We start from the raw sequence: 24904 nt of genomic DNA, 5'->3' as shown, positions 1-24904 counted from the left end.
TGCAATCTTTACTTTTGGCCGGACATCAGGCTGATGAACTTGTCGAAGAGCTCCAGGATGTCGTGCGGACCGGGGCTGGCTTCGGGGTGGCCCTGGAAGCAGAAGGCCGGACGGTCGGTGAGCTCGAAGCCCTGCAGCGTGCCGTCGAACAGCGACACGTGCGTGACGCGCGCGTTGGCCGGCAGGCTGGCCGCGTCGACCGCGAAACCGTGGTTCTGGCTGGTGATGAAGACGCGCTTGGACGCCAGGTCCTGCACCGGGTGGTTGGCCCCGTGGTGGCCGGTCTTCATCTTGAGCGTCTTGCCGCCCACGGCCAGGCCCATGATCTGGTGGCCCAGGCAGATGCCGAACACCGGCAATTTCTTGTCCAGGAACACGCGCGTGGCGTCGATGGCGTAGTCGCAGGGCTCGGGGTCGCCGGGGCCGTTGGACAGGAACACGCCGTCGGGGTTGAGCTTGAGCACTTCTTCGGCGCTGGTCTGGGCCGGCACCAGCGTCAGGCGGCAGCCGCGATCAGCCAGCAGACGCAGGATGTTGGACTTGATGCCGAAGTCGTAGGCGACGACGTGGAACTTGGACTGGTCGGGCTGGGTGTAGCCTTCGCCCAGTTGCCAGGTGCCTTCGGTCCAGGTGGTGCTGGCCTTGATGGACACGACCTTGGCCAGGTCCTGGCCGGCCATGCCGGCAAAGCCGCGGGCCAGTTCGACGGCGCGATCGGCGTCGGTGCCAACGAAGATGCAGGCGCCCTGGGCGCCCTTTTCACGCAGGATGCGGGTCAGCTTGCGGGTGTCGATGCCGGAAATGGCAACGATGCCCTGGGCAGACAGGTACTCGGGCAGCGATTGCGTGGAACGGAAGTTCGACACGCGGGCGGGACAGTCGCGGACCACCAGGCCGGCGGCGTAGACGCGATTCGCTTCGACGTCTTCGGCGTTGACGCCGGTATTGCCGATGTGCGGATAGGTCAGCGTGACGATCTGGCCGCTATAGCTGGGATCGGTGAGAATTTCCTGGTACCCGGTCATCGCGGTGTTGAACACCACTTCGGCAACGGTATGCCCCGGCGCACCGATCGACACGCCTCGAAAAATGGTACCGTCCGCCAGAGCCAGAATTGCAGGAGGGAAGCGGTTGATCCCCTCGGGAAAAAGTTGCGGCAGCACAGTAAACCCCGGTTTTATGAATCGATAATCAAACCTTCGAATTATACCTTGAGCGGCCGTTTTCCTCGGAAAACCGCGCCAAATAAGGCCAGGATCGAAGATTTGGACCGCCGGCAGTGATACGCTAAAGCACCTTCAACCCTGACGTTGTGAGCCGTTTTGTCCATGTCCAGCCAACTTGACGCCCTGCGCAATCACACCACCGTCGTCGCCGACACGGGGGATTTCGAAGCGATGAAGGCGCTGCGTCCCACCGACGCCACCACCAATCCGTCCCTGATTCTGAAGGCCGTGCAGCAGGACGCCTATCGCCCGCTGCTGGAAAAGACCGCCCGCGACCACCGCGGCGCCCCCACCGCCGAGCTGATGGACCGCCTGCTGGTCGCGTTCGGTCGCGCCATCCTGAACATCGTGCCCGGCCGGGTCTCGACCGAGGTCGACGCGCGCCTGTCGTTCGACACCCGCGCCACCATCGAGCGGGCCCGCGGCCTGATCGCCCTGTACGAAGCCGCCGGCGTGCCGCGAGAACGCGTGCTGATCAAGATCGCGTCCACCTGGGAAGGCATCCAGGCCGCCCGCGCGCTGCAGGCCGAGGGCGTGCGCTGCAACCTGACCCTGCTGTTCTCGCTGCCGCAGGCCGTAGCCTGCGCCGACGCCAATGTGCAACTGATTTCGCCCTTCGTGGGCCGCATCTACGACTGGCACAAGAAGGCCGCCGGCGCCGCCTGGGTCGACGCCGACCATGCCGGCGCGCGCGACCCTGGCGTGCAGTCGGTGACCCGCATCTACCAGTACTACAAGCGTTTCGGCATCGCCACCGAGATCATGGGCGCCAGCTTTCGCAACGTGGGCCAGATCCTGGCGCTATCGGGCTGCGACCTCCTGACCATCAGCCCCGAACTGCTGACCCAGCTGGCCGCCACCGAAGGCGATGCCCCGGCGCAATTGCGCGCCGATGCCGCCAGCGGCGACATCGCCCGCATCGCGTCGGACGAAGTGGCCTTCCGTACGCAGCTGAACGACGACGCCATGGCCAGCGACAAACTGTCCGAGGGCATTCGCGCGTTCGTGGCCGACGCCATCAAGCTGGACGCGCTGATCGAAGCCCAGCGCGGCTGACTTCCCTGGCCTGTCCGGCGGGCGGCGTGCCACCCCCGGGACGGTTTTCAGCGGTGGTCGTGCGAGTGCACCTGCAGCGCTTCCAGAAAGCGCGACACCATGTTGTAGGCGGCCACGGTGGCGGTCAGTTCGACCGTCAGCTTGTCCGAGCCCATCGCAGCGCGCGCCGCCTGAAACACCGGTTCAGGCACCTGCACCTGGCGCGTCATGGCGTCGGTATAGGCCAGCACCGCGCGTTCGCGTTCGCTGAACAACGTGGATGCCTCCCATTCGGGCAAAGCGTCCAGCTGGGCTTGCGACAGGCCTTCCTTCAGGGCGATCGGCGCGTGCTGGTCGGCTTCGTAGGGCGCGCCGTTGATACTGGCCACCCGCATGATCACAAGCTCGCGAATGTCGCCCGGCAGCGAGGACAATTGCCGGATGGACGTCAGGTAGTTGAGCCAGCCCCCCGCCACGGCCGGGCTGTGCAGCAGCATTTGGTACAGGTGCAGCACGCTGCCGCGCTCGGCAACGATACGGTCCACCAGGGGCTGCGCTTCGGGGTGGGACAGGTCGGCGTAGGGAAGACGCGCCATGAAAACTCCGTAGGGGATTAGGGCCGGTTGGCGCCAAAGAGCGTAAGGCCTTCGCGCGCCAAAAAACCGAGGCGCAGCAAATGCACACATTCGCAAGAACTTTGACATAATGACAGCACATTGCGCGCCTCCAGGACAAGCCTAGAATGAATGCGCCCACCCAGTCCCACCCGCCCGTCACGCTCGCAAATTGCGACAGCGAACCGATCCACGTACCGGGCGCCATCCAGCCCCTGGGCGCGTTGCTCGCGTTCGATGCTTGGGGCGTGCTGCGCTACGCGAGCGAAACCGCGCCGCAGGTGCTGGGCACGCCACTGGCGCTGGGCTATCGCTGCGAACCCGGCGCGTTGCCGCCGGGGCTCGAACACTACCTGTCGATATGGCTGGACAGCGCCGACCCGGTCTTCGACCCGCTGACCCTGGCGCTGGATGAGCACACCTATGACGTCATTGCCCACCGCAACGCGGATGGCCTGACACTGCTTGAACTGGAACGCCGCGGCGACGACACCGGTATCGCCGACCCCGCGCGCATCTACCGCGGCATCGAACGCATCCGCCTGCAGCGCGACATCCCCAGCCTCCTGGACCGCACGGTGCAGGAAGTGCAGCGGGCCACCGGCTTTGACCGCGTCATGGCCTACCGTTTCCATCCGGACGACAGCGGCGAGATCGTGGCCGAGCGGCGCGGCGATCCCTCCCTGGAAGACTGGGTGGGGCGGCGCTATCCGGCAGGCGACATTCCAGCCCAGGCGCGGCGTCTGTATACGGTGAATACGCTGCGCCAGATTGCCGACGCGCAGTACCAGCCGGTGCGCGTGCTGGGCGAGGACCGCCATGACGAGCCGCCGCTGGAGATGAGTTTTTCCGTGCTGCGCAGCGTGTCGCCGATTCATCTGGAATACATGGCGAACATGGGCGTGCGCGCCTCGATGAGCCTGTCGCTGGTGATCGGCGGCAAGCTGTGGGGCATGATCGCCTGCCACCATCATTTGCCGCGCCAGATCCCCTACCCCGCCCGCCTGGCGTGCGAGGCGCTGGCACAGGTGCTGTCGGCCGCGCTGGCCAACATCGAAGGCAGCGAGCGCGCCGAACAGGCGCGCCGCAGCGCCGCGCTGGTCAGCCGGTTGGCCGAACGAGTGTCGGCGTCGGAAAACGTGCATCTGGCCCTGTCCGGCGGCACCGATTCCCCCGCCGCGCTGCTCCCCAACGACGCCGCGCTGTGCCTGTGGGGCAACAGCGTGACGGTGTTTGGCGGCATCGCACCGCGCGGCGAACTGGCCGGCATCCTGTGCGCACTGGACCAGAGCGGCCAGCGGCTGGTGCACACCAGCAACATCGCGCGCGACTATCCCGACCTGCAGACCGACCTGGTGCCGTACGCGGGCCTCCTGGCCTGCAAGTTCGACCCCATGAACAACGGCTGGCTGATCTGGCTGCGCAAAGAGCAGATCGAAACCGTGGTGTGGGGCGGCAAGCCCGGAAAACAGTATGCCGTCGGCAACCTGGGCCCGCGCCTGACGCCGCGCGGTTCGTTCGAAGCGTGGCGCGAAGTCACGCGCGACACCAGCGCGCCCTGGCTGCCCGCCGAACTGGATGCGGCTGACAACCTGCGCGACGAGCTTTCCCATATCGCCACCAGCCGCGCCGCCGACGTGGATCGCGCCCGCACCGCGCTGCTGGCGATGCTGGGCCACGACCTGCGCGATCCGCTGCAATCCATTTCCATGGCAGCCACGCTGCTGTCGAAAACGGATTCGGGTGCCCGCATGGGCGAGCGCATCCGCTATTCCAGCGGCCGGATGCAGCGCCTGATCTCGCAGGTGCTGGACCTGTCGCGCTTGCAGGCCGGCATGGGGCTGGGCATCGAAAAGCGCGAATGCCGCCTGTCCGACCTGATCAATGGCCTGATCGAGGAAAAGCGCCAGGCCTACCCCGGCCTGCTCATCGAACCCGACGTGCAACCCGGCCTGACCCTGATGGCCGATACCGACCGCATCGCCCAGGTAGTGACCAACCTGATGAGCAACGCACGCCAGCACGGCGCGCCGCGCATGCCGATCCGGGTCACGGCGCGGCTGAACGGCGAGACGATCGAACTGACCGTGGTGAACCATGGCGCCCCCATTCCGGACGAGGTCATGGCGCATCTGTTCTCGCCCTTCAAGCCGGAATCCATGGGCCATTCGCGCAATCGCAATGGCCTGGGGCTGGGGTTGTATATTGCCGAACAGGTGGTCCGCGACCACGATGGTGAAATTGCCGTCGGCTGCCATGACGGCCTGGTGGTTTTCACTGTTATCCTGCCGCGCGGCGCCGATGCGCCGCCCGCAACCCCGCATCCTGGAGACATGATTTGAACGAAGCGCGCTCGCTACGCGTCCTGCTGGTCGACGACAACGAAATGGGCTCAGAACTGCTGGCCGAATTCCTGGCGCTGTCCGGCCTGGAGACCCGCTGCGCCGTCAACGGCGAAGATGCCCTGGCGCAAGTCGCCGCCTTCGACCCGCAGGCGGTGCTGGTCGATATCCTGCTACCCGACATGGACGGCTACGAACTGGCCCGCCGGCTGCGCGAGCGCAGCGCGTCGACCCGCATCTATGCCCTGAGCGGCCTGGCCCGCCACGAACGCCACGAAGACGCCACGCGCCTGTTCAATGGCTGGATTGAAAAACCCGCTGATCCCGACGCGCTGCTGAGCGTGCTGCGGCAGGCGGATTGAGGCCGCCGATGCACGCCGATATCCCAGCCCGGGCCCTGGCCGCCGATGGCGTGCGTTTCAAGGTCCTGGCGCAGATCTTTCCCGTCCTGCGGCACGAGACCCTGGCGCCGCTGTCCAATGCCACGCTGGCCGTGGCCATGCTGCGCCAGACGCCGGAAGGCGCCAGCGCCGACGCCCTGCAGCAGCGTTGCCAACGGCTGGCCGGCGACCTGCAGCACATGCTTGAAGACAGCGTCAATGTGGTGCGCGACCTGGACCAATGGCTGGTCGACAATGGCGCACGGCTACCGGCCGATGCGCTGCTGCGCCAGTGCCGCAAGCTGCTGTTTTCGCAACTGATGTGGTCCAAGCGCCAGGTGCGCTGGCCCGGCGAGGCCGCTGCGATCGAACTGCCGGCATTCGCCTCGCGTTACCTGGTGATGGCCTGGCTGCTGTGCATGCTGCCGTGGCTGCCTGAAGGGGGTGAGCTGGTGCTGGACGCATCCGCCACGGACGTCTGGCATGCGGATTTTTCAGCGGCGTCCCAGGCGCCCGCGACGCCGCAACTGTTCGACGCGCAAGACATCGCGCTGTTGGCCGAGGCCTCGGGTTGGCGCCTGGAGCGCCAGCCGCAGCGCTGGTCGCTGCACCTGCCGGCCGCCCCGACCGCCTGTTGACAACTCAAAGGAGCTTCGCATGATCTCCCCCGTACACCAGGTCCTGCGGGACGGCACCCGCGAACGCCACGAAGCCCTGGACCAAGGCCTGGCCTTGGCCGATGGCGACGTCAGCCGCGCCCACTATCTGAACTACCTGCGGGCCCTGCTGGGCTGGCTGGAACCGGTCGAACAGCGCCTGTGGCAGCTGCAATGGCCGGAGCAATTGCGGGCCCCGGCCCGTGCGGGCAAAAGCGCCCTGATCCGCGCCGACCTGCAAGCGGCCGGCGACGCGGCGCCGGTAGCGCACTGCGCCGACGCGCCTGCGCCAGACCAGGCCGACGCCTATGCGCTGGGCGTGGCCTACGTGGTGGAAGGTTCGCAACTGGGCGGGCGCTTCCTGGCCAAGCGGCTGGAAGACATCACCCCGCCCCTGCCGCTGAGCTACCTGCGCGGCTATGGCGACGAGGTCGGTGCGCTGTGGAAAGGCTTTCTGCTGCATCTGGACAGCGCGGCCCAGGGGCACGAAGCGCGTGCGCTGCAAGGCGCGCAGGACGCGTTCGACAGCCTGACTACGTGGCTGCGCAGCCAGCGGGCGCTGCAAGCCTAGCCCGCTTGTCAGTCCCCGAAGGGGCGCGCCACGTCCGCGCGACACCCATGAAAAAGCCCGGCCAGGCCGGGCTTTTTCATGGGGCTTGCGTCATGCGGCAGATCAGAGCTTTTCGGTTTCGCCTGACTTCGGCTGCCACTTCATCAGCCGCTTTTCGCCGATGCCGACGATGTAGTCCAGCACCAGCGCGAACGCCGTCAGGACCACGATGCCGGCGAACACGGTATTGACGTCGAACGTGCCTTCGGCCTGCAGGATCAGGTAGCCCACGCCGCTGGCCGAGCCCAGGTATTCGCCCACCACCGCGCCCACGAAGGCCAGGCCCACCGAGGTATGCAGGCTGGAGAAGACCCAGCTGGTGGCCGACGGCAGGTAGACGTGGCGCAGCAGTTGACGCTGGCGCGCACCCAGCATGCGGGCATTGTCCAGCAGGGTCGGACTGACTTCGCGCACGCCCTGGTAGACGTTGAAGAAGACGATGAAGAACACCAGCGTCACGGCCAGCGCGACCTTGGACCAGATGCCCAGCCCGAACCACATGCCGAAAATCGGCGCCAGGATCACGCGCGGCATCGAGTTGGCCGCCTTGATGTAAGGGTCCAGGATGGCGCTGGCGCGCGGCGACAGGCCCAGCCAGAGGCCGAATGCCAGGCCCGCGATGGTGCCGATGAAGAACGCCAGCACCGTTTCGGTCAACGTGACCCACAAGTGGGTGTAGATGTCGGCATTGGTGACGAACCACGCCCAGATGCGGCCCCAGACCTTCAGGGGTTCACCGAAGAAGAAGGCGACCTTGGAATCGCGCGAGGCGATATGCCAGACGCCCAGGATGATGACCAGCAGCAGCAACTGCCAGAAGCGCAGGCTGGCGGAACCGGGTTTGAACGACTTGGACATAGGTCAGGCCCGCTTCTGTTGGGCATAGCCCTTGAGCACTTCTTCGCGCAGCACGGCCCAGATGGCCGCGTGCAATTCGACGAAGCGCAGGTTGTTGCGCACTTCGGCCACGTCGCGCGGACGCGGCAGATCGATCGCGAATTCGCCGATGGGGTGCGTGCCCGGCCCGGCCGACAGCACCACGACGCGGTCGCTCATGGCGATGGCTTCGTCCAGGTCGTGCGTGATGAACAGCACCGCCTTACGCTTGGCCATCCACAGGTCGAGCACCTCGTTTTCCATCAGCTGGCGCGTCTGGATGTCGAGCGCGGAAAACGGTTCGTCCATCAGGATGATGTCGGGGTCGCGGATCAGGGTCTGCGCCAGCATGGCGCGCTTGCGCATGCCGCCGGACATCTGGTGCGGATAGCGGCCTTCGAAGCCGCCCAGACCCACGCGGCGCATCCATTCGCGGCCGCGCTCCTGGGCTTCGGCGCGCGGCACGCCGGCAAAGTCCAGCCCGGCCACGACGTTGTCCAGCGCGCTGCGCCACGGCAGCAGCGCCTCGCCCTGGAACATGTAGCCGGCCCGCGAGTTGATGCCGGACAGCGGCTGGCCGAAAACTTTCACCTGGCCCGACGACGGCGCCAGCAGGCCGGCGCTGACGTTGAGCAAGGTGGACTTGCCGCAGCCCGTGGGGCCCACCACCGACACGAACTCGCCTGGCGCGATGGCCAGGGTCGTGTCACTGACGGCGGTGTAGCGCTGCGAGCGGTCGTCGCGGGAGACAAAGGTGCAGCTGATGTTTTCCAGCGAAAGCGCGGCTTCAACCATTGGGGTATTTCTCGTTGGCGCGGCGCGCGAAGTCGTTGGTCCAGACCTTGGACGGGTCGATCTTGGCGCCGTCGAAGTCCGCCTGGTAGGCAGCCAGGGCCTTGAGCGCCGTGGCGGCGCCGTCTTCGGGAATCAGGCCGTCGGGCGACAGGCCTTCCAGGCTCTTACCGATGGCGGCCTTGTAGACGGCCGGATCACCCAGCAGGTAGGTTTCGGGCACGACCTTGGCGATCTCGTCGGGGCCGGCCTTCTGGATCCATTTATCGGCGCGCACCAGGGCGTTGGTCAGCGCCTGGACGGTGTTCGGATTGGCGTCGATGAACGCCTGCGGCGCATACAGGCAGCCGGCCGGCATGTTGCCGCCGAAGATGTCCTGGGTGTCCTTGAGGGTGCGCGTGTCGACGATGATCTGGATGTCGCCCGGCATTTCCAGCATCGACACCACGGGGTCGGTGTTGGAGATGGCGTCGATCTGGCCGCTGCGCAGCGCCGTGACAGCGCCTGCGCCGGCGCCCACGCCGATGATGGACACGTCGGAGGCCTTCAGGCCGTGCTTGGCCAGGAAGAAGCTGACCACCATGTTGGTGGACGAGCCCGGCGCGGTCACGCCGATCTTCTTGCCTTTCAGGTCGGCCGGGCCCTTGTAGTTGGGCATGTTCTTCTTGGACACGCCCACGCCGATCATCGGCGCACGGCCTTGCAGCACGAAAGCGCGGTAGAACTGGCCCTTGGACTGCATGGCGAGCGTGTGCTCGAACGCACCCGACACCACGTCGGCACTGCCGCCCACGACCGCCTGCAGGGCCTTGGAGCCGCCGGCAAAGTCGGCGATCGACACGTCCAGGCCTTCGTCCTTGAAGTAGCCACGGGCCTCGGCGATGGACAGCGGGAGGTAATAGATCAGGGGTTTGCCGCCCACGGCGATCTGGACCTTGGTCTTCTCCAGCTTCTGGGCGCGCACGATGGCGGGGGCCATGCCCATGACGCCGGCGGCGCCGGCCATCTTGAGCAAATCACGACGTGTGACTGACATGTGTTGTCTCCTTGGGATCAGGTCTACCGATAGCGCCAGTCTGCGCCAGCTTGTCGATAGCCGCTGAATCATACCCCAGCGATTTCAGGACTTCCTCGGTATGTTCCCCTAATTCGGGGCCTATCCAGCGCGTGCCGCCGGGGGTCTCGGAAAGCTTGGGCACCACCGCCGGCAGCTTGACCGGACGGCCGTCGGCGAACTGATGCTGCTCGATCATGCGCCGCGCCAGGAACTGCGGATCGGTGAACATGTCGGCCACGCTGTAGATCTTGCCGACCGGCACGTCGGCCGCCTTCAGGGTGTTCAGCGCATCGTCAATATCGCGGCCGCCGCACCAGGCCTGGATGGCGCCGTCGATCTCGTCCACGCGGCGGGCGCGGCCATCGTTGCGGACCAGGTCCGGGTCCGTGGCCAGGTCGTCGCGGCCGATGGTCCGCATCAAGCGATGAAAGATCGCATCGCCGTTGCCGGCGATGACGACGTTCTGGCCATCGCGGGTGGTGTAGGTATTGGACGGCACGATGCCGGGCAGCGCCCCGCCGGTGCGTTCGCGCACCACGCCGGCCACGTCGTACTCGGGTACCAGGCTTTCCATCATGTTGAAGACGGCCTCGTACAGCGCCACGTCGACCATCTGGCCCTGGCCGGCGCGGCATGCCTCGCCCGTCTGGCCATTCCAGCGGCCGCCGGTGGCATCGCGATGGCGCAGCGCCATCATCGCGCCGATGACACCGTGCAGCGCCGCGATCGAATCACCGATCGAGATGCCCACGCGCAGCGGCGGCCGGTCGGGATGGCCGGACACGTAGCGCAGCCCGCCCATGGACTCGCCGATGGCGCCGAACCCCGGCTGGTCTTTCATCGGCCCGGTCTGGCCGTAGCCGGACAGGCGCACCATGATCAGGGCGGGATTGATGGCGCGCAGCTGCTCGAAGCCCAAGCCCCATTTTTCCAGCACGCCGGGGCGGTAGTTCTCGACCACGACGTCGGCGTCCAGCGCCAGCTTGCGAGCGATCTCGCGGGCGTCGGGGTGCTTCAGGTTGAGCGCGATGGATTGCTTGTTGCGGGCCTGTACCGTCCACCACAGCGAATTGCCTTCGTGCAGATGGCGCCAGCTGCGGATAGGGTCGCCGCCGCCCGTGCCGTCGGGGCCGTGCGGGGTTTCGACCTTGATGACGTCGGCGCCGAATTCGCCGAAGATGCGCGCGGCGAACGGCCCGGCGATGAGCGTGCCGAGTTCCAGGACCTTCAGTCCGGTCAGGGCTGACATGATGGGTGTCTTCCTCGTGGGGTCCGCGCCGTACGTGCGCCGCGGATCGATTTTGCGAGCGGTACAGGATACCCTGCCCCGCTTTGCCGCCCCAAGGAAAGTGCGCGCCCCATGGACGACGCAACGCGCGCAGCCAAGGCTGCGCGGGGAATTCAGGTGGTCTTGCGTTCCATCAGCGCCCAGGCGATGGTGCCGGCGTCGACGTATTCAAGTTCGCTGCCCGCGGGCACGCCGCGCGCCAGGCGCGTCACGCGCAGGCCGCGCTCGCCCAGGGCTTCACCCAGGAAATGCGCGGTGGTCTCGCCTTCGGCCGTGAAGTTGGTGGCCAGGATGACCTCTTGCACCACCCCGTCGGTTGCCCGCCGGATGACGCGGTCGAAATCCAGTTCGCGCGGCCCGATGCCTTCCAGCGGGGCGACCCGGCCCATCAGCACGTAGTACAGGCCACGGTAACCGTGGCTGGACTCGATCATGTTCTGGTCGGCCGGCGTCTCGACGATGCACAGCAGGGAAGGATCGCGCTTGGGATTGGCGCAGGTGGCGCACACGTCTTCTTCGGCGAAGCTGTTGCAACGCGAGCAATGACGCAGGTCGCGCACCGCGCCGGCCAACGCCCGCCCCAGCATGTCGGCCCCCTGGGGGTCGTGCTGCAGCAGGTGATAGGCCATGCGCCGGGCAGAGCGCACGCCCACGCCAGGCAGGCGCCGCAGGGCCTCGATCAACGAGACGAGCGGTTCGGGTTCGGGCAGTAGTGGATCCATGGCGCGGCGAAATCTTGCGGGCGGCAATGGCCGCGCCGCGGGGTGCGGCGCCGGCCTGGGCGTTCGATCAGAACGGCAGCTTCATGCCCGGGGGCAGCGGCATGCCGGCGGTGACGGACGCCATTTTTTCCTGGGAGGTAGCTTCGGCCTTGCGCAGCGCGTCGTTGAACGCGGCGGCAACCAGGTCTTCGAGCATGTCCTTGTCGTCAGCCAGCAGCGAGGGATCGATCTCGACGCGCTTGACGTCATGACGGCAGGACATGGTGACCTTGACCAAGCCGCCGCCCGCGGCGCCTTCGACCTGGATTTCGGCCAGCGCGTCTTGCGCCTTCTTCATGTTTTCCTGCATCTGCTGCGCCTGGCGCATCAGACCGGCCAGTTGTCCTTTCATCATGATCGAGTTTCCTTGAACGAGGGGAATAAGGGGATTTGCCGGCGCCTCAGGCGGCGGCGGAAGGGGGATCGACGTGGCGGATCGAGCCGGCCACGACATAGCCGCCGAAATCGGACAGCAGCGCCTGCACGAACGGATCGACGGCCACCGCGTCTTCGGCGGCCTGCTGGCGCGCCGCGCGCTCGGCCTGGGCCACGGCGTGGGCCGTGGCTTCGCCAACGGCGCCGACGTCCACGTCCAGGCGGATGCCCTGGCCGAAATGTTCGCACAGCACGGTCTGCAGGCGCACGCGGCTTTCGCTTTCGGCCAGCGTCCTGACCGCCACGCGCAGGATGACGGCATCGCCCTGCACGCCGGCCCATTCGCTTTGGCGGGCCAGTTCGGCGGCCAGCCCGGTCACGGGCAGGCGCGCGGCCAGCTCGGGCCAGGCGGCAGAGGTCATGTCGGCGATGCGGGCGCGTGTCTGGCGCTTGCGCGCCGGGGCGGCGCCGTCACGCCGGGCGGGCGCGGGCGACGGCACGGGGGCCGCCGACGGCGCGCTGGCCAGGGTTTCGAAGTCGTCGTCGGGATCAGACGTGAAGCCGCCGTCCGGCACGAAGCCGCCTTCGGCCTCGAAGGGAATTTCCTCGTCGACCCAGGACGGGGGGCCCTCGCTGTCGTCCGCGGCGGGCGCGACGGCGGCAGCGGCCGGCGTCACGGCGAGCGGTGCGGATTTGGTAGCGACGGGCAATCCGGCGGCGGGCGATCCCGCGGCAGGCGGTGATGCCGGCGCGTCCGTTGCCGCATTCGCGGGCGCGGACGGTTGCACAGGCGCGGCCGGCGCGACGGATTGCACCGAGGTGTCAGCGGGAATCTCTTCCCAGGGCGGAATGCCAGCCGACGGCGCTTGCGCAGCGGCTGCGGGGTTCGCAGCGGCGACCGCGGCGGCAACCGGAGCGACGGCTGCGGGGCTTGCGGCAGGTTCGTCCGCCACGCTGGCGCCCAGCGCCGGAGCAGTCGGGGCCGAGACAGGGGCCGGCGCGGGCGTCGCCGCGGCGGCCTGGGCAACCGGCGCATGCGCCGCATCGGGCTGCGCCGTCGGGGGCGGATTCGTGGCGGCCTGGGCGGCCGGCGCTTGCCCGACGGACGCTTGCGCGGCCTGAGCTTGAGCGACGGCAGGTGCCTGATCGACGGGCGTCTGAACAACGGGTGCCTGATCAACGGCGGCTTGCGCAACAGGCGGCGGCGTCACCGCAGCGGGCGCCGTGGCTTGCGCGGCAGGCGCCGGCGACACAACGGGCGCGGGTGCGGCTGAGACCGGCACAGCCTGCGCCGGCTGCGCGGCCGCCGTCGCCGGCTCTGCCGTCTGGCGGGCCGGCGTGGCAGGCGCCTCGAGGGCCGTTTGCGGACCGGCGTCGCCATTGAGCGCCAGCATGCGCAGGCAGGCCATGATGAAACCGGCGTATTCGTCCGGCGCCAGCGTCAGTTCGCCGCGGCTGTGCACCGCTACGGAATAGAACAATTGCACGGCGTCGGGATGCAGGACCTGCGCCAGGCGGGCGATGTCGGCCGCGAGGGGATCCTCGGCGGGCATCGCGCCGGTCACACGCTGCTCGATGGCCACGCGCGACAGCAGCACGGCCAGGTCGGCCAGCGCGCCGGCATACGACAGGCCGCGCGTCGCCAGTTCGTCGGCCACGGCCAGCACGCTCTTGGCATCGCCGGCAGACAGGGCGTCGAGCAGGCGCACCAGATGGCGCTGGTCGATCGTGCCGAGCATGCCGCGCACGGCGTCTTCGGTGAGATTGCCGGCGCTGTAGGCGATGGCCTGGTCGGTCAGGGACAACGCGTCGCGCATGGAGCCGGACGCGGCCTGGCCGATGAGACGCAGCGCAGGAACTTCAAAGCCCACCTGCTCTTCACCCAGCACCGCCTGCAGGTGGCCCACGATGGAGTCGGCCGGCATCTGCTTCAGGTTGAATTGCAGGCAGCGCGACAGCACCGTGACCGGGATCTTCTGCGGATCGGTGGTGGCAAGAATGAATTTGACGTGCGGGGGCGGCTCTTCCAGCGTCTTGAGCATCGCGTTGAACGCGTGCCCGGTCAGCATGTGCACTTCGTCGATCATGTAGACCTTGAAGCGGCCCGCGCCCGGCGCGTAGACGGCCTGCTCCAGCAACTGGGTCATTTCCTCGACGCCGCGGTTGGACGCCGCGTCCAGCTCGAGGTAGTCGACGAACCGCCCGGCATCGATCTCGGTACACGCGCGGCAGACGCCGCAGGGCTTCGAGGTGATGCCGGTTTCACAGTTGAGGGATTTGGCCAGGATGCGCGACAGCGTGGTCTTGCCGACGCCGCGGGTGCCGGTGAACAGCCAGGCATGGTGCAGGCGCTGGGTGTCGAGCGCATGCGTCAGCGCGCGCACCACGTGATCCTGTCCCACGAGGGTATCGAACGATCGCGGCCGCCACTTGCGGGCCAGTACCAGATAAGTCATGGCGGAATTGTAGAGCCTTTGCAAGAGCCTGAGCGACGGCCGGCGTGAAATGCAAAGGGGACGGAATCATCTTCCGGGGAATCCCCCTTGGAAAACAACCCCGTCCCCTTTGAGAAACCGGTTGGCGAGCCTTACTCCGGCACTGACCCTAAACGACTATGGCTGCTTCGTTCCCGACCTGACCAGGTTCACCGTCGAACCATGCGAAGGGGCCCGCCAATCAAGATTCTAGCAGAGCTTCGCGTTGCTCGCTTGCTAGCCTCTTGATTGGCGGGCCCCAGGGGGCTGTAGGGGGGCCCCCTCCCCGGCCCTCCCCCCGAGGGGGAGGGAGGGAGGACTTTGCTTCGCTTGTCCTTTTGGCTCGCTTCGCTTTGCCTTGCTTGCTCGCTTTGCTTGCTTGCTCGCTTTGCTTGCTTGCTCGCTTTGCTTGCTTGCTCGCTTTGCTTGCTTGCTTGCTTGCTTTGCTTGCTTTGCTTGCTTTGCTTGCTTTGCTTGCTCGCTTCGCTTGCCTTGCCTTGCTTTGCTTTGCTTTGCCTGCTTGCTTTGGCTACTGGTTTGTTTGCGGGGGCGGGGTCAGGTCTATCCAGGCTTTGGCGCGGGGGAAGTAGAGGGCGGCGCGGGCGTGGCGGCCGTCCAGGGCGGTGACTTGGGCGCAGTAGCGCAGGAGTTGGTCGCCGTGGCGTTGGCGCATGCGTTGGGCGAAGGCGGTGGGGGATTCGTTGGGTTGGGGGCGGCCGGTTTTGTAGTCGACGATCAGCCAGCCGTCTTCGGTGCTCAGGGCCAGGTCGATGACCGAGACCTTGCCGGCGGCGTCGATCAGGGGCCATTCGCGGCGGGCGCCGGATTGGGACAGGAGCCAGAGGCCGCGGTCGTCGGACAGGGTGGCTTGCAGGGTGTCCAGCACGGCTTCGGAAGCGGCGTCGGCCTGGCTGGCGGGGATGCCGGCGCGGGTCAGTTGGCGGCGCATGGCGGGCAGGCGGTCAGCCAGTGCTTCGGCGGGCCAGGCGGCGACGCCGTCTTGGCCGATGCGGGCCAGCCACGCGTGAGCCAGGGTGCCGATGGCGGCGTCGTAGCCGGATTCGAGTTGCCAGGCGGGATGCTCGCCGCTGTCGCCCCAGGCGCCGCGCGCGGGGGCGGCGAAGCCGGGGCTGATGGCGATGTCTGCCTGGCGCGACAGGTGTGCCAGGCCGGTCGTGTCGATGCGGCGCAGGGGTTCGCCCTGCCACTCGGGGCCGTCTTCGGGCGGAGCGGCGGCGTCCTCGCTCGTCGACGGGGGCTCGGGCGGGGTCAGGCAGGGCCACAGGCGGCCCAGGAGGCTGGCCGATGACGGGGTCTTGGGCTGGCCGCTGGCCTCGTCGATCGAGACGTGGCCCACCAGGTGCAGGCGCTTGCGGGCGCGGGTGGCGGCCACGTACAGCAGGCGGTCGATTTCGTAGGAGGCGCGGCGCGCTTCGCGGGCGCCCAGGTAGCGCGACACGGGGTCGGCTTCGGTTTCGGCGCGGGGCTTGACGGGGCCGAACAGCACGCGGCCACCGCTTTGCTCGAAACGCACCAGCGGCGGCTGGTCGCCGCGCGGAGCGCGGTGCAGGCCGTACAGGATGACGGTGTCGAACTGCAGGCCCTTGGACTTGTGCATGGTCATGATTTCGACCGCGGCGTCTTCGTCGGCCGCGTCGGGTGCGGCAAACAGGCGGGCGATGCCGGCGTCCAGCGCGGCCGGATCGATGGCGCCGTGGGGCGCCAGGCGTTCGACCAGTTGGAACAGGCTTTCGGCGTCGGTGGCCACCGAGGGGCCGTTGTACAGCGCCGGGCCGCCCAGGCGGCGCCAGAGCGCTTCGACCCAGGCCGCGAACGGCATGGCGCCGGATGCATTGCGCGTGTCCAGCAGCACCATCGCCACCTGGCGCAGGCGAGCGTATTCGTCCGCGCGCAAGCGCGTCTGCGCCAAGGGCGTCGCCGGTGTGTCGGCGGATGGGTCCCCTTGCGGCGGGGCCTCGGTGTCGTCGAACAGCGACCCCTGTTGCGCGACGTCGGTGTGACCGGACCGCTTGCCGTGTGGCAAGCCGGCGGCGGCATCGAAGCCCGCTGAGGCCGTCTTGGCCGGCACGACGCGCAGCGCACGTTCCAGCAGCACCGGCACCGGCGTGACGTGGTCGGCGCCGAACAGGCGTTGCAGCGATTCCAGTGTCAGGCCGCAATACGGCGCACGCAGCACCGACAGCCAGGCCAGCCGGTCGCCGGGGTGCGACAAGGCGCGCACCAGCTGCACCAGGTCGGCCACCACCGGCCGCAGGGCCAGCGGCACCAGATCGACGGCGCGGCAGCGGATGCCTTCCTGTGCCAGCCGGCGCGTCAGGTTGCCCAGGTGGCTGCGAGCCCGCACCAGCACCGCGACGGGGTGCTTGCTGCCGGCGTTTTCCGCCAGCGCCTGGCGCACCAGGCCCACGGCGATGTCTTCGGCCTGTTCTTCGGCGGGGGCCGCGCCAGCGCGCGACCAGGCGGGATGAAAGCGCACGGCCGGGTCCGGCAGGGCCTCGTGGAACGCGCTGGACGGGCTGTACTTGATGGCGCCCGCGGCGGCATCGCTACGCTTGGGCAGCAGCTGCGCGAAGGACTGGTTGACCCAGTCGACGATGCCGGCTTGCGAGCGGAAATTGTCGGTCAGGTTGAGAAAGTCGGGTTGCAGTTCGCCCACGCCCTCTTCAGCCACTTCCAGGAACAGTCCGACTTCCGCCTTGCGGAAACGGTAGATCGACTGCATCGGGTCGCCCACCAGGAACAGGCTGCGGCCATCGCCCTGCTGCCAGCCAGACGTGAGGGTGGACAGCAGATCCAGCTGCGTCTGGCTGGTGTCCTGGAACTCGTCGATCAGCAGGTGCCGGATGGAGGCGTCCAGTTTCAGCAGCAGTTCGCCGGGATCGTCGGCGCTGCCCAGCGCCGCGGCGGCGCGCTGCGAGATTTCGATGAAGTCGACCTCGCCCGTGTCGGCGAAACGCAGGCGCAATTGCGCGACCGCCAGGGCCAGTGTCATGAGCTGCGCGCCCAGCACTTCCCATTGGGCGTCGGAGAAATGCGGCGCGGGAATGTCGCGCACGGCGGCCAGGCGCCGCACCCAGGCGGCGTCGGGGTCGGCGCTTTCCAGCCAGGCCACGAAGGGTTCCTTGTGAGCGCACTTGGCCGGAAAGCCCAGGTTCTTGTTGACCGTCTTGCGCAGCGTGCCGGTGCCCGTCAGCAACAGGTGCGCCACGGCGCGCCATTGATCCAGCACTTCGGCGTCGGCGGGCAGTTCGTCGGTCCAGTCGAGCAGCGCGGCCAGCTTGTTGTCGTCGTCGCTGTCTTGCAGCTGCGTGGCGGCCAGGCGCGCCGGCCCCGACAGGGCGTCGGCCCAGCCAAAGGGCATGGCCTCGCACAGGGCGTCGAGATCTTCGCCGATGGCCTCGGCCAGGGTGGCTTCCAGGGCCTCGCGATCGGAGCCGTGGCGCAGCAGCGGCAGCCATTGATCGCGCTGGCCCAGCATGGCGGCGATGGCTTCTTTGGCGGCTTGCACGTCGACGTCCAGGTGGCGCAGCAGGATGCGCACGGCGTCGTAGTCGTCGGCCAGGTCGAGCGTGGCGCGCGCCGCGGCTTCGTAGTGCGCGCGCGCGTCGTCGGTGATCTCGGGCATGCCGCCCAATTCGGACAGCCACGGCATGCTGCGCACCAGGCCTGCGCAGAACGAGTCGATGGTGCGGATGGCCAGGCGCGCCGGGTGATCCAGCAGATGCCAGCCCAGTTCGTCGTTGCGCGCCAGCGCGGCGCGGGCCAGGTCCCAGCTGCGGCGTTCGTGCGCAGCGTCGGGCGGGGCATCCAGGCCGCGGCGCAGCTTGCTGAGCACGCGCGCATGCATTTCGGACGCGGCCTTGCGCGTGAAGGTGATGGCGACGATTTCTTCCGGGCGGTTCACCGTGGCCAGCAGCGCCAGGATGCGGTCGGTGAGCAGTTCAGTCTTGCCCGACCCCGCGGGGGCCTGCACCAGGAACGAGCGCGCGGGGTCGAGCGCGGCCGCGCGCGCGGCGTGGTCCTGGGGCTGGCGTTCTGTATCGGCCATGGCTCAGGCGTCCTCGTCATCCAGGTGCAAGCGCAGGAAAGGCAGCGCATCGCAGTATTTCAAGTCATCGCGGCGATACGCCACGTTGGCGGCGTAACCCGCCACATATTCGTCGGCCAGCGATTCGATGGCACTGCGCCAGCGCTGGCGGATTTCGGGCCAGGTCAGGCCATCGAAGTATTTGCTGTCGGCGGCCAGGGTGATGCCGGGCATGCCGAGATCTTCGTCGGCCAGGCCCTGCGCCGCCACCTGGCGCGCGTGGATCTGGGCCAGCACCAGGCCGGCGACCTCGCCGCCCGCGGCGTCGGCCAGCACCGACGCGTAGAACGGCAACTGCACGTTCACGGGGCGGCTGCGCGACCAGTCGGGTTCGGGTTTTGAGGCGGCCACGCCGGTCTTGTAGTCGACGATGACATTGCGGCCGTCGGCCAGGGCATCGATGCGGTCCAGCCGCAGTTTCAAATGCAGCGCGCCGTGGCGCCATTCGTGGTTTTTCTCGACCTGCGCCACGGCAAATGGCAGGCGCTGGGCTTCCATGTCGAGCCACGACGCCAGCACGGTCAGGGCGCGCGCGCATTCCAGCGCCTTGAGCGCAGGAGCGTATTCCTTGAGTTCTTCGTCGGCGGCCTGCGCCACCGCCTGTTCCAGCAGCGCGGGCAGGCGGCCGGTGGCCAGCGTGTCGTGCAGCGCGTCTTGATCGGGCAGCATGCCCCACACCAGTTCCAGCGCCTTGTGCAGGAACTGGCCGCGTACGTTCACCGTGGCGGCGTCGGCATACGGCGCCAGCTCGCGCCCGCCCAGCCGGTGCCGCACAAACGCCCAGAGCGGATTGCGGGCCTGCGTGTCGAGCACGTCCAGGCCGCCGCCGCCGCGGTCATCGGGCGCCAACGGCGGGCCTTGCGCGTCGTCCAGGGATTCCTGGGGCAGCGCGGCGAGGCCTTGCGCGGGCGCGGGCGCCCAGTCGGTGGGCTGCGCCGCCGCGATCAGGGGCGACGGCCGCAGTTCGCGTTCGCCGTCCATGCGGGCATGGCTGACGATGAGGGCAGGCGCGCAGCGGCACAGTGCGGCATACATGCCTTCGGCCCATTCGCGTTCGCGTTCGGGGGTGGCCCGCGGCGCCTTGGCCTGGCGCAGCACGGCCAGCGGCAACAGCGGATTCGGCTTGGGCGAAGCAGGCAGCACGTCGTCGGTCAGGCCCAGCATCCAGACGCCGTCCCAGAAGCCGCCTTCGGCTTCCAGCAGGCCCAGCACGTCCAGCCGCGCCAGGGGATCGCGCTGCGGCTGGAACGAGGCCGACCGCGCCACGCTGTGCAGCAGGTTGACTGCCGCCACGCCGCCCAGCTTGCCTGCCGCGGGCGCCAGCGCCGAGAAACTGGCCAGCGCATCGCCCAGCGCACCCAGCACCTGGTAGCCGACGCTGTCCAGCACGCCTTCGCCGGGAAAGCCCAGCGCCGTCAGGGCGGCCTTCATGCGCAGCATCCAGACATCGCAGGATGCGCGGTTGCCGGCCTGCGTCCAGATGTCCATGGCCTGGCCCCAGGCTTGCGCCAGGGGCGGCACCACGGCCAGCTGCTTGCGCCATTCGGCCGCGGCGACGTGCACCTGGCCGCGGCGGCGCCAGCGCGCATCTATCGCGGCCAGCCGGGCACGTTCGCTGACGTCGCCCGCGCAGTGGCCCGCCAGCAAGGCCGCGCCCAGGATGTCGACACCGCAGCCCTTGCCGGCCGCGCATTCGGCCAGCGCCCGCAGCCAGGCCAGCGCGGCGCGCGCCAGGGGCCATTCGTTCAGCGGTCGGCCCACCGCAACGTTGAACGCAAACGCGGGTTCGCCGCCCCGGCCGGCCAATGCCTGGCTGAGAATGCGGCGTGCGAACGGCGATTCGGCTTCGAGTTGCGGCGAGACGATGGCGTAGCGGCCATGAGGATGCTGCTTGAGCTGGCTGGCCGCCCATTCGGCCGCGGCGCGCCATTCGGCCCCCTGGTCGGGCGCTTCGTAGCGTTGCGGCGTGGCCGGCGCGCGCTGCGCGTCGCGCCATTGGGCGATCAGGCAGCCCCGCTCTTCAAAGGCTTGCAGCAGGCGGCGAAAACGCGGCGACAGATCGGTAAAGCCCGCCAGCACCAGATGCCCCGGCGTGGCCAGGCGGCCGTCTTCCAGCGCACGCAAGACCCGGGCGTAGCCCTGGTTGGCGTCTTCGGCATCGATGGCGGTCAAGGCCTTGAGATAGCGCTGGCGCCAGCGTGCGAACCCGCGGTATTCGTCGGTATCGGCGCCGGACGGCACTTGCAGCGCCCATTCGTCCATGAGCAGGTCGGCGTCCATCGACAGGCGCGCGGCCTGGCTGGCGTCGAGCAGCACGCGTTCGGCTTCTTCGGCGCGGATGGCCTCGGTCCAGACCAATTGGGTGGCGAAGCTGTCCAGCCGGTAGGCGGGCACGCCTTCGTCGGCCTCGAACGCCAGTTCGTTGGCGGATTCGGCCAGCCAGGCGGACAGAGGCAGGATGCGGGGCAGTTCGCTGACCTGGCGCTCTTGGCGCAGCAAGCCGGCCAGTTCGAGCGTGAGCCGGCGCGACAGGCGGTTGTTGACCGTGAGCACGAGCATGTCGGCGGCGGGCAGGCCGCCGATGTCGGGCAAGCCGAGGTCGGGATAGGAAAGCGGTGTGTCCTGCATGGAAGGCGAAGAAGAATTCACCGCCGTAGGATACCGCGAGCCGACCCCTTCTACGTGGCTAAAAACCGCACAGTGAGGCCAGGTTTTCCCAGTGGATCTGCATCTCGGGCGTGGTGTAGCCCCAGAAGGCCAGGCCCAGCACCAGCGCCAGCGCGGCCCAGCCGGCCACGCGCCAACCGGTGTGGCGTCTGGGCGAGGCGGGTGGCGAGGCTGGCGTGGAACTCATGGCGGACTCGGGTTGATTACGCGGACGCGGCAGCCGGTTGCGTCACCGGTTGCTCGCGCACCGGCAGGCACAGCAGCGCGGCCACCACCGCCAGCACCACACCCAGCCACCAGACCAGGTCATAGTTGCCGGTCGTGGCATAGGCATAGCCGCCCAGCCACACGCCGATGAAACTGCCCAACTGGTGGCCCAGGAACACGATGCCGGACAACGTGGCCGCATAACGCAGGCCGTAGATCTGCCCGATCAGCCCCTGGGTCAGGGGCACGGTGCCCAGCCAGAACAGGCCCATCCAGGCGGCAAAGGCATACAGCACCCAGGGCGACAGCGGCATCCACAACAACAGCAGGATGCCGAAGGCACGCATGCCGTAGACCACCGCCAGAAGGCGCTTCTTGCTGTATTTGCCGCCCAGCTTGCCGGCGTAGAACGAGCCCAGCACGTTGAACAGGCCGATCAATGCCACGGCCGTGGCGCCCTGACCTGGCGTCAGGCCGCCGTCGGTGACGTAGGCCGGCAGGTGCAACGTGATGAAGGCCGTGTGGAAGCCGCAGACGAAATAGCTCCAGAACAGGAAATGGAACGACGGATGGCGCACAGCCTGGCGCACCGCGGCCGCCAGCGATTGCTGCGGTCCGCCTTGGGCTTGCGGGCGGCCGCGCAGGAAATACGCCAGCGGCGCGGCGCAGGCCACGAACAGCGACAGCACCCACAGCGCACCCGGCCAGTCCAGGCCGGAGATCAGCACCTGGCCGGTCGGCACCACCGCGAACTGGCCCAGCGAACCGCCCGCGCTGGCGATGCCCATAGCCGTGCTGCGGTAGGCCGGCGGTACGGCGCGGGCCACCACCGGCAGGATCACCGGGAACGTGGTGCCCGCCTGGCCCAGCCCGACCAGCACGCCCGCGCTCAGGTACAGCGTGGCCTCGTCGGTGGCGAAACGCGTGCCGATCATGCCCAACATGTACAGCACCGCGCCCAGTGCGATGGTGCGGCCGGACCCATAGCGGTCGGCCAGGATGCCCATGAAGATACAGGCCACGCCCCAGACCAGGTTCTGCAGCGCGAAGGCCATGGAGAAAACGTCGCGGCCCCAGCCATGGGCCAGTCCCATCGGCTGCATGAACAGGCCGAAGGTGGCGCGCACGCCCATGGCCAGAAGCACGACCAGAGTGCCCAAAACGAGGGTGCGCACGGAAAGCGTATCAGTATTGCCAGACATGATTGTTCTTATTGATGAAGAGAAACGCCCCCTCCTCGGGACGGTCCAGCCGCAGGCCGGACCTTCACATGATAATCAAATCGCCTGGCCGCCCCGGCATTAACCGCGTCGCCATGAATGCCGCGCGGCATTGAATATAGTTGATTTTATCAACCAAATATTCCAGAATGAGATTTTCCCAGGCAAGAAGACCATGACTCTGCAGACCCCGCTGACCCGCTTGCTCGGCACGCGCTATCCGATCATCCAGGGCGGCATGAGCTGGGCCTCGTCCAATGCGGCGCTGGCGCTGGCGGTATCGCGCGCCGGCGGGCTGGGCGTGATCGCCGCCGGCCCGATGTACCCCGACGTGCTGCGTGCCGCCATCCGCGACGTGCGCGACGGCACCGATGCGCCCTTCGCCGTCAACATTGCGCTGTACAACAAGCGCGCGCAGGAACACATGGACATCGCCATCGGCGAAGGCGTGCCGGTCATCATTGCGTCCCAGGGCGGCCCGCAGAAGCACATCGGCCGGGCGCGCGAAGCGGGCATCAAGTGGTTGCAGGTCATTGCCAGCCCTGAGCATGCCGCCAAGGCGCAAGCGGCGGGCGTGGATGCCGTGATCGCGGTGGGCCTGGAAGCCGGCGGCCACCCCGGTCCGGACGAGATCGGCCTGCAAGTGCTGGTGCGCGCGGTGGTGCGCCGTGTGACGGTGCCGGTGGTGGCGGCTGGCGGCATCGCCGACGGCGCGGGCATTGCCGCCGCGCTGTGCCTGGGCGCGGCAGGCGCGCAATTGGGCACCCGATTCCTGTTAACGCCCGAAGCCGGGGTCTGCGACGCCTACAAAGACGCCGTGCTGGCGGCCGGCGTGGCCGACACGACCCTGGTGGGCCGCGGCCGTTCACCGGTACGCATGCTGCGCAACGCCTTCGCGCACGACTATCTGGCCGCCGAACGCGGCGGCAACGCCGCCGCGCTGGACGCGATGTTTGCGGCAAGCTCACTGAAACAGGCCGCGTTCGACGGCGACGTCCAAGGCGGCAAGGTCGAGGCCGGACAAAGCGCCGGGTTGATCGACAGCCTGCAGCCGGCAGGCGCCGTGGTGGAACAACTGGTGGCCGAAACCCGCGAGGCGCTCAAGCGCGTGGCGGCGTTGGCGGGATGAACGAGACGGGGCCGCCCAAGGCGGCCCCCCTTCCCTGCCAGCTTCCCTTATTTCTTCATCAACCCCGCCGCCTGCACCAGCTTGCGCATGGCGGTCTGGTCTTTTTCCACGAATGCCGTGGCTTCCTGCGGCGTCATGTTCCACAGATCCACACCCTGCGCCTGCATCAGCTTGGCGTATTCGGGATTGGCATTCACCTTGGCCACCGCGTCGTTCAGGCGTTGCAGCACCTCGGGCGGCGTGCCCTTGGGCGCGGCCAGGCTGTACCAGGACGCGGATTCGGCGCCCTTTACGCCGGATTCGGCCAGGGTCGGCACGTCGGGCAACAGCGGGGAGCGCTTGTCGTTGGCGTACGCCAGCGCCTTCAGGCGGCCGCTGCGGATGAATTGCAGGCTGGCGGCCAGGTTCAGCACGGCCATGTCCACCTGCCCGCCCACCAGGTCGTTGATGGCCGGCGCCGCGCCGCTGTAGGGAATGTGGACGATGTCCACGCCCGCGCGTTCGCGGAACAGTTCGGCGCCCAGGTGCGGCGAGCTGCCCGGGCCGGCGGAGGCGTAGTTGATGCGGCCGGGCTCCTTGCGCGCCATCGCGATCAGCTGCTCGACGTTTTCTGCCTTCAGCGTGGGCCGTACCACCAGCATGTTGGGCTGGTTGGCGACGATGGACACGAAGGCGAAGTCCTTGATGCCGTCGTACGGCGTCTGCTGCATGAGCGGGGTGACCACATGCGCGGCGGACGTGCCCAGCAGCAGCGTGTAACCGTCGGGCTTGGCGCGGGCGACGAAGTTGGCGCCGATGGCAGCGCCGCCGCCGGCCTTGTTTTCGACGATGACGGTTTTGCCCAGCTGCTTTTCCAGCTCGCGCGCCAGGGCCCGGCCCAGCACGTCGGCGGGGCCACCGGCGGCATAGGGATTGACCAGCGTGATCGGTTGCGAGGGATACGAATCGGCCGCGACGGCCGAGGCGCTTAACGCGCCCGCCGCCGCGACGCATAACAGGCGCTGCAGAATCTTCATGGGTTGTCTCCTGGAATATTGTGTTTTTTTGGGGGTTGAATCAGGCAAGGCCCGGGGCGTCATGCCCCAAG

The 24904-nt window shown here is 68.2% G+C and carries 20 protein-coding genes and 1 other RNA gene; 6 read left to right on the top strand and 15 right to left on the bottom strand.

Translation table 11 applies throughout. From position 1 onward, the window contains the following. Positions 1 to 8: 8 nt before the first annotated feature. Positions 9 to 1163 (bottom strand): glutamine-hydrolyzing carbamoyl-phosphate synthase small subunit, encoded by a 1155-nt coding sequence (gene carA, locus AC3WMR_RS17270; RefSeq protein ID WP_492264043.1) that lies wholly within the window; start codon positions 1161 to 1163, stop codon positions 9 to 11. 165 nt (positions 1164 to 1328) lie between these two features. Between carA and tal the strand changes: the two genes are divergently transcribed. Beyond that, positions 1329 to 2282, top strand: coding sequence for a transaldolase (gene tal / locus AC3WMR_RS17265; RefSeq protein WP_492264044.1), 954 nt, complete (start codon positions 1329 to 1331; stop codon positions 2280 to 2282). Between the two features lie 47 nt (positions 2283 to 2329). On the opposite strand, the gene AC3WMR_RS17260 is transcribed toward tal, so the two are convergent. Then, on the bottom strand, positions 2330 to 2857 hold the full coding sequence (locus tag AC3WMR_RS17260; RefSeq protein WP_492264045.1) for a carboxymuconolactone decarboxylase family protein: 528 nt from the start codon (positions 2855 to 2857) through the stop codon (positions 2330 to 2332). A 146-nt stretch (positions 2858 to 3003) separates the two neighbouring features. On the opposite strand from AC3WMR_RS17260, the gene AC3WMR_RS17255 reads away from it, so the two are divergent. From AC3WMR_RS17255 to AC3WMR_RS17240, 4 genes are read left to right on the top strand one after another with little or no spacing between them, the layout of a single operon-like run. Continuing rightward, the gene (locus AC3WMR_RS17255; protein WP_492264046.1) at positions 3004 to 5217 is read left to right on the top strand and encodes an ATP-binding protein; all 2214 of its coding nucleotides are present in this window, start codon (positions 3004 to 3006) and stop codon (positions 5215 to 5217) included. Next, a complete protein-coding gene (locus AC3WMR_RS17250; protein ID WP_025139581.1) occupies positions 5214 to 5579 on the top strand; it encodes a response regulator in 366 nt (121 codons plus the stop codon). Before AC3WMR_RS17255 ends, AC3WMR_RS17250 begins: the two co-directional genes overlap by 4 nt. Before the next feature lie 8 nt (positions 5580 to 5587). Further along, positions 5588 to 6235: a hypothetical protein gene (locus AC3WMR_RS17245; RefSeq protein WP_492264047.1), complete on the top strand. Its 648-nt coding sequence runs from the start codon at positions 5588 to 5590 to the stop codon at positions 6233 to 6235. A 19-nt stretch (positions 6236 to 6254) separates the two neighbouring features. Further along, positions 6255 to 6824, top strand: a complete 570-nt coding sequence (locus AC3WMR_RS17240; protein WP_492264048.1) for a biliverdin-producing heme oxygenase — start codon at positions 6255 to 6257, stop codon at positions 6822 to 6824. Positions 6825 to 6926: 102 nt separating this feature from the next. Here AC3WMR_RS17240 and AC3WMR_RS17235 read toward each other — a convergent pair whose 3' ends face one another. The 12 genes from AC3WMR_RS17235 to AC3WMR_RS17180 all read right to left on the bottom strand — a co-directional run bounded on the left by AC3WMR_RS17235 (position 6927) and on the right by AC3WMR_RS17180 (position 22670). Beyond that, positions 6927 to 7721 (bottom strand): ABC transporter permease, encoded by a 795-nt coding sequence (locus AC3WMR_RS17235; RefSeq protein ID WP_175194359.1) that lies wholly within the window; start codon positions 7719 to 7721, stop codon positions 6927 to 6929. 3 nt (positions 7722 to 7724) lie between these two features. Then, the gene (locus AC3WMR_RS17230; RefSeq protein ID WP_492264049.1) at positions 7725 to 8534 is read right to left on the bottom strand and encodes an ABC transporter ATP-binding protein; all 810 of its coding nucleotides are present in this window, start codon (positions 8532 to 8534) and stop codon (positions 7725 to 7727) included. Next, positions 8527 to 9567 carry an ABC transporter substrate-binding protein gene (locus AC3WMR_RS17225; protein ID WP_492264050.1) on the bottom strand — a complete coding sequence of 347 codons (1041 nt, stop codon included), beginning with the start codon at positions 9565 to 9567 and terminating at the stop codon, positions 8527 to 8529. The genes AC3WMR_RS17230 and AC3WMR_RS17225 overlap by 8 nt, the downstream gene beginning before the upstream one ends. Beyond that, entirely contained in the window at positions 9548 to 10837 is a 1290-nt protein-coding gene (locus AC3WMR_RS17220) for a CaiB/BaiF CoA transferase family protein (protein ID WP_492264051.1), read from the bottom strand. Before AC3WMR_RS17220 ends, AC3WMR_RS17225 begins: the two co-directional genes overlap by 20 nt. A gap of 152 nt (positions 10838 to 10989) precedes the next feature. After that, the gene (gene recR, locus AC3WMR_RS17215) at positions 10990 to 11598 is read right to left on the bottom strand and encodes a recombination mediator RecR (protein WP_006385499.1); all 609 of its coding nucleotides are present in this window, start codon (positions 11596 to 11598) and stop codon (positions 10990 to 10992) included. A gap of 67 nt (positions 11599 to 11665) precedes the next feature. Beyond that, a complete protein-coding gene (locus AC3WMR_RS17210) occupies positions 11666 to 11992 on the bottom strand; it encodes a YbaB/EbfC family nucleoid-associated protein (protein ID WP_025137446.1) in 327 nt (108 codons plus the stop codon). 46 nt (positions 11993 to 12038) lie between these two features. Next, a complete protein-coding gene (dnaX, locus tag AC3WMR_RS17205; RefSeq protein ID WP_492264052.1) occupies positions 12039 to 14468 on the bottom strand; it encodes a DNA polymerase III subunit gamma/tau in 2430 nt (809 codons plus the stop codon). A gap of 120 nt (positions 14469 to 14588) precedes the next feature. Next, positions 14589 to 14686, bottom strand: an RNA gene (gene ffs, locus AC3WMR_RS17200) — signal recognition particle sRNA small type. Between the two features lie 329 nt (positions 14687 to 15015). After that, on the bottom strand, positions 15016 to 18555 hold the full coding sequence (locus AC3WMR_RS17195; RefSeq protein WP_492264053.1) for a UvrD-helicase domain-containing protein: 3540 nt from the start codon (positions 18553 to 18555) through the stop codon (positions 15016 to 15018). A gap of 3 nt (positions 18556 to 18558) precedes the next feature. Then, on the bottom strand, positions 18559 to 21222 hold the full coding sequence (locus AC3WMR_RS17190) for a PD-(D/E)XK nuclease family protein (RefSeq protein WP_492264054.1): 2664 nt from the start codon (positions 21220 to 21222) through the stop codon (positions 18559 to 18561). A 58-nt stretch (positions 21223 to 21280) separates the two neighbouring features. After that, positions 21281 to 21448: a hypothetical protein gene (locus AC3WMR_RS17185; protein WP_492264055.1), complete on the bottom strand. Its 168-nt coding sequence runs from the start codon at positions 21446 to 21448 to the stop codon at positions 21281 to 21283. A gap of 16 nt (positions 21449 to 21464) precedes the next feature. Continuing rightward, positions 21465 to 22670, bottom strand: coding sequence for an MFS transporter (locus AC3WMR_RS17180; RefSeq protein ID WP_175195516.1), 1206 nt, complete (start codon positions 22668 to 22670; stop codon positions 21465 to 21467). Between the two features lie 193 nt (positions 22671 to 22863). Here AC3WMR_RS17180 and AC3WMR_RS17175 point away from each other — a divergent pair, with 193 nt between their 5' ends. Then, positions 22864 to 23817: an NAD(P)H-dependent flavin oxidoreductase gene (locus AC3WMR_RS17175; RefSeq protein ID WP_492264056.1), complete on the top strand. Its 954-nt coding sequence runs from the start codon at positions 22864 to 22866 to the stop codon at positions 23815 to 23817. A gap of 47 nt (positions 23818 to 23864) precedes the next feature. Here AC3WMR_RS17175 and AC3WMR_RS17170 read toward each other — a convergent pair whose 3' ends face one another. After that, positions 23865 to 24833: a Bug family tripartite tricarboxylate transporter substrate binding protein gene (locus AC3WMR_RS17170; RefSeq protein ID WP_492264057.1), complete on the bottom strand. Its 969-nt coding sequence runs from the start codon at positions 24831 to 24833 to the stop codon at positions 23865 to 23867. Positions 24834 to 24904 lie beyond the last annotated feature (71 nt).

The organism is Achromobacter sp. FW305-C-28, assembly GCF_058783235.1.
The sequence above is the reverse complement of the archived record's forward strand: the minus strand, read 5'-3'. Positions and strand labels throughout refer to the sequence as shown.

What these genes read in the sequence shown, in the direction of transcription:
- tal (WP_492264044.1), top strand. Translation starts at nt 1,329, where the DNA reads ATGTCCAGCCAACTTGACGCCCTGCGCAATCACACCACCGTCGTCGCC.
- AC3WMR_RS17260 (WP_492264045.1), bottom strand. Translation starts at nt 2,857, where the DNA reads ATGGCGCGTCTTCCCTACGCCGACCTGTCCCACCCCGAAGCGCAGCCC.
- AC3WMR_RS17255 (WP_492264046.1), top strand. Translation starts at nt 3,004, where the DNA reads ATGAATGCGCCCACCCAGTCCCACCCGCCCGTCACGCTCGCAAATTGC.
- AC3WMR_RS17245 (WP_492264047.1), top strand. Translation starts at nt 5,588, where the DNA reads ATGCACGCCGATATCCCAGCCCGGGCCCTGGCCGCCGATGGCGTGCGT.
- AC3WMR_RS17240 (WP_492264048.1), top strand. Translation starts at nt 6,255, where the DNA reads ATGATCTCCCCCGTACACCAGGTCCTGCGGGACGGCACCCGCGAACGC.
- AC3WMR_RS17235 (WP_175194359.1), bottom strand. Translation starts at nt 7,721, where the DNA reads ATGTCCAAGTCGTTCAAACCCGGTTCCGCCAGCCTGCGCTTCTGGCAG.
- AC3WMR_RS17230 (WP_492264049.1), bottom strand. Translation starts at nt 8,534, where the DNA reads ATGGTTGAAGCCGCGCTTTCGCTGGAAAACATCAGCTGCACCTTTGTC.
- AC3WMR_RS17225 (WP_492264050.1), bottom strand. Translation starts at nt 9,567, where the DNA reads ATGTCAGTCACACGTCGTGATTTGCTCAAGATGGCCGGCGCCGCCGGC.
- AC3WMR_RS17220 (WP_492264051.1), bottom strand. Translation starts at nt 10,837, where the DNA reads ATGTCAGCCCTGACCGGACTGAAGGTCCTGGAACTCGGCACGCTCATC.
- recR (WP_006385499.1), bottom strand. Translation starts at nt 11,598, where the DNA reads ATGGATCCACTACTGCCCGAACCCGAACCGCTCGTCTCGTTGATCGAG.
- AC3WMR_RS17210 (WP_025137446.1), bottom strand. Translation starts at nt 11,992, where the DNA reads ATGATGAAAGGACAACTGGCCGGTCTGATGCGCCAGGCGCAGCAGATG.
- dnaX (WP_492264052.1), bottom strand. Translation starts at nt 14,468, where the DNA reads ATGACTTATCTGGTACTGGCCCGCAAGTGGCGGCCGCGATCGTTCGAT.
- AC3WMR_RS17195 (WP_492264053.1), bottom strand. Translation starts at nt 18,555, where the DNA reads ATGGCCGATACAGAACGCCAGCCCCAGGACCACGCCGCGCGCGCGGCC.
- AC3WMR_RS17190 (WP_492264054.1), bottom strand. Translation starts at nt 21,222, where the DNA reads ATGCAGGACACACCGCTTTCCTATCCCGACCTCGGCTTGCCCGACATC.
- AC3WMR_RS17185 (WP_492264055.1), bottom strand. Translation starts at nt 21,448, where the DNA reads ATGAGTTCCACGCCAGCCTCGCCACCCGCCTCGCCCAGACGCCACACC.
- AC3WMR_RS17180 (WP_175195516.1), bottom strand. Translation starts at nt 22,670, where the DNA reads ATGTCTGGCAATACTGATACGCTTTCCGTGCGCACCCTCGTTTTGGGC.
- AC3WMR_RS17175 (WP_492264056.1), top strand. Translation starts at nt 22,864, where the DNA reads ATGACTCTGCAGACCCCGCTGACCCGCTTGCTCGGCACGCGCTATCCG.
- AC3WMR_RS17170 (WP_492264057.1), bottom strand. Translation starts at nt 24,833, where the DNA reads ATGAAGATTCTGCAGCGCCTGTTATGCGTCGCGGCGGCGGGCGCGTTA.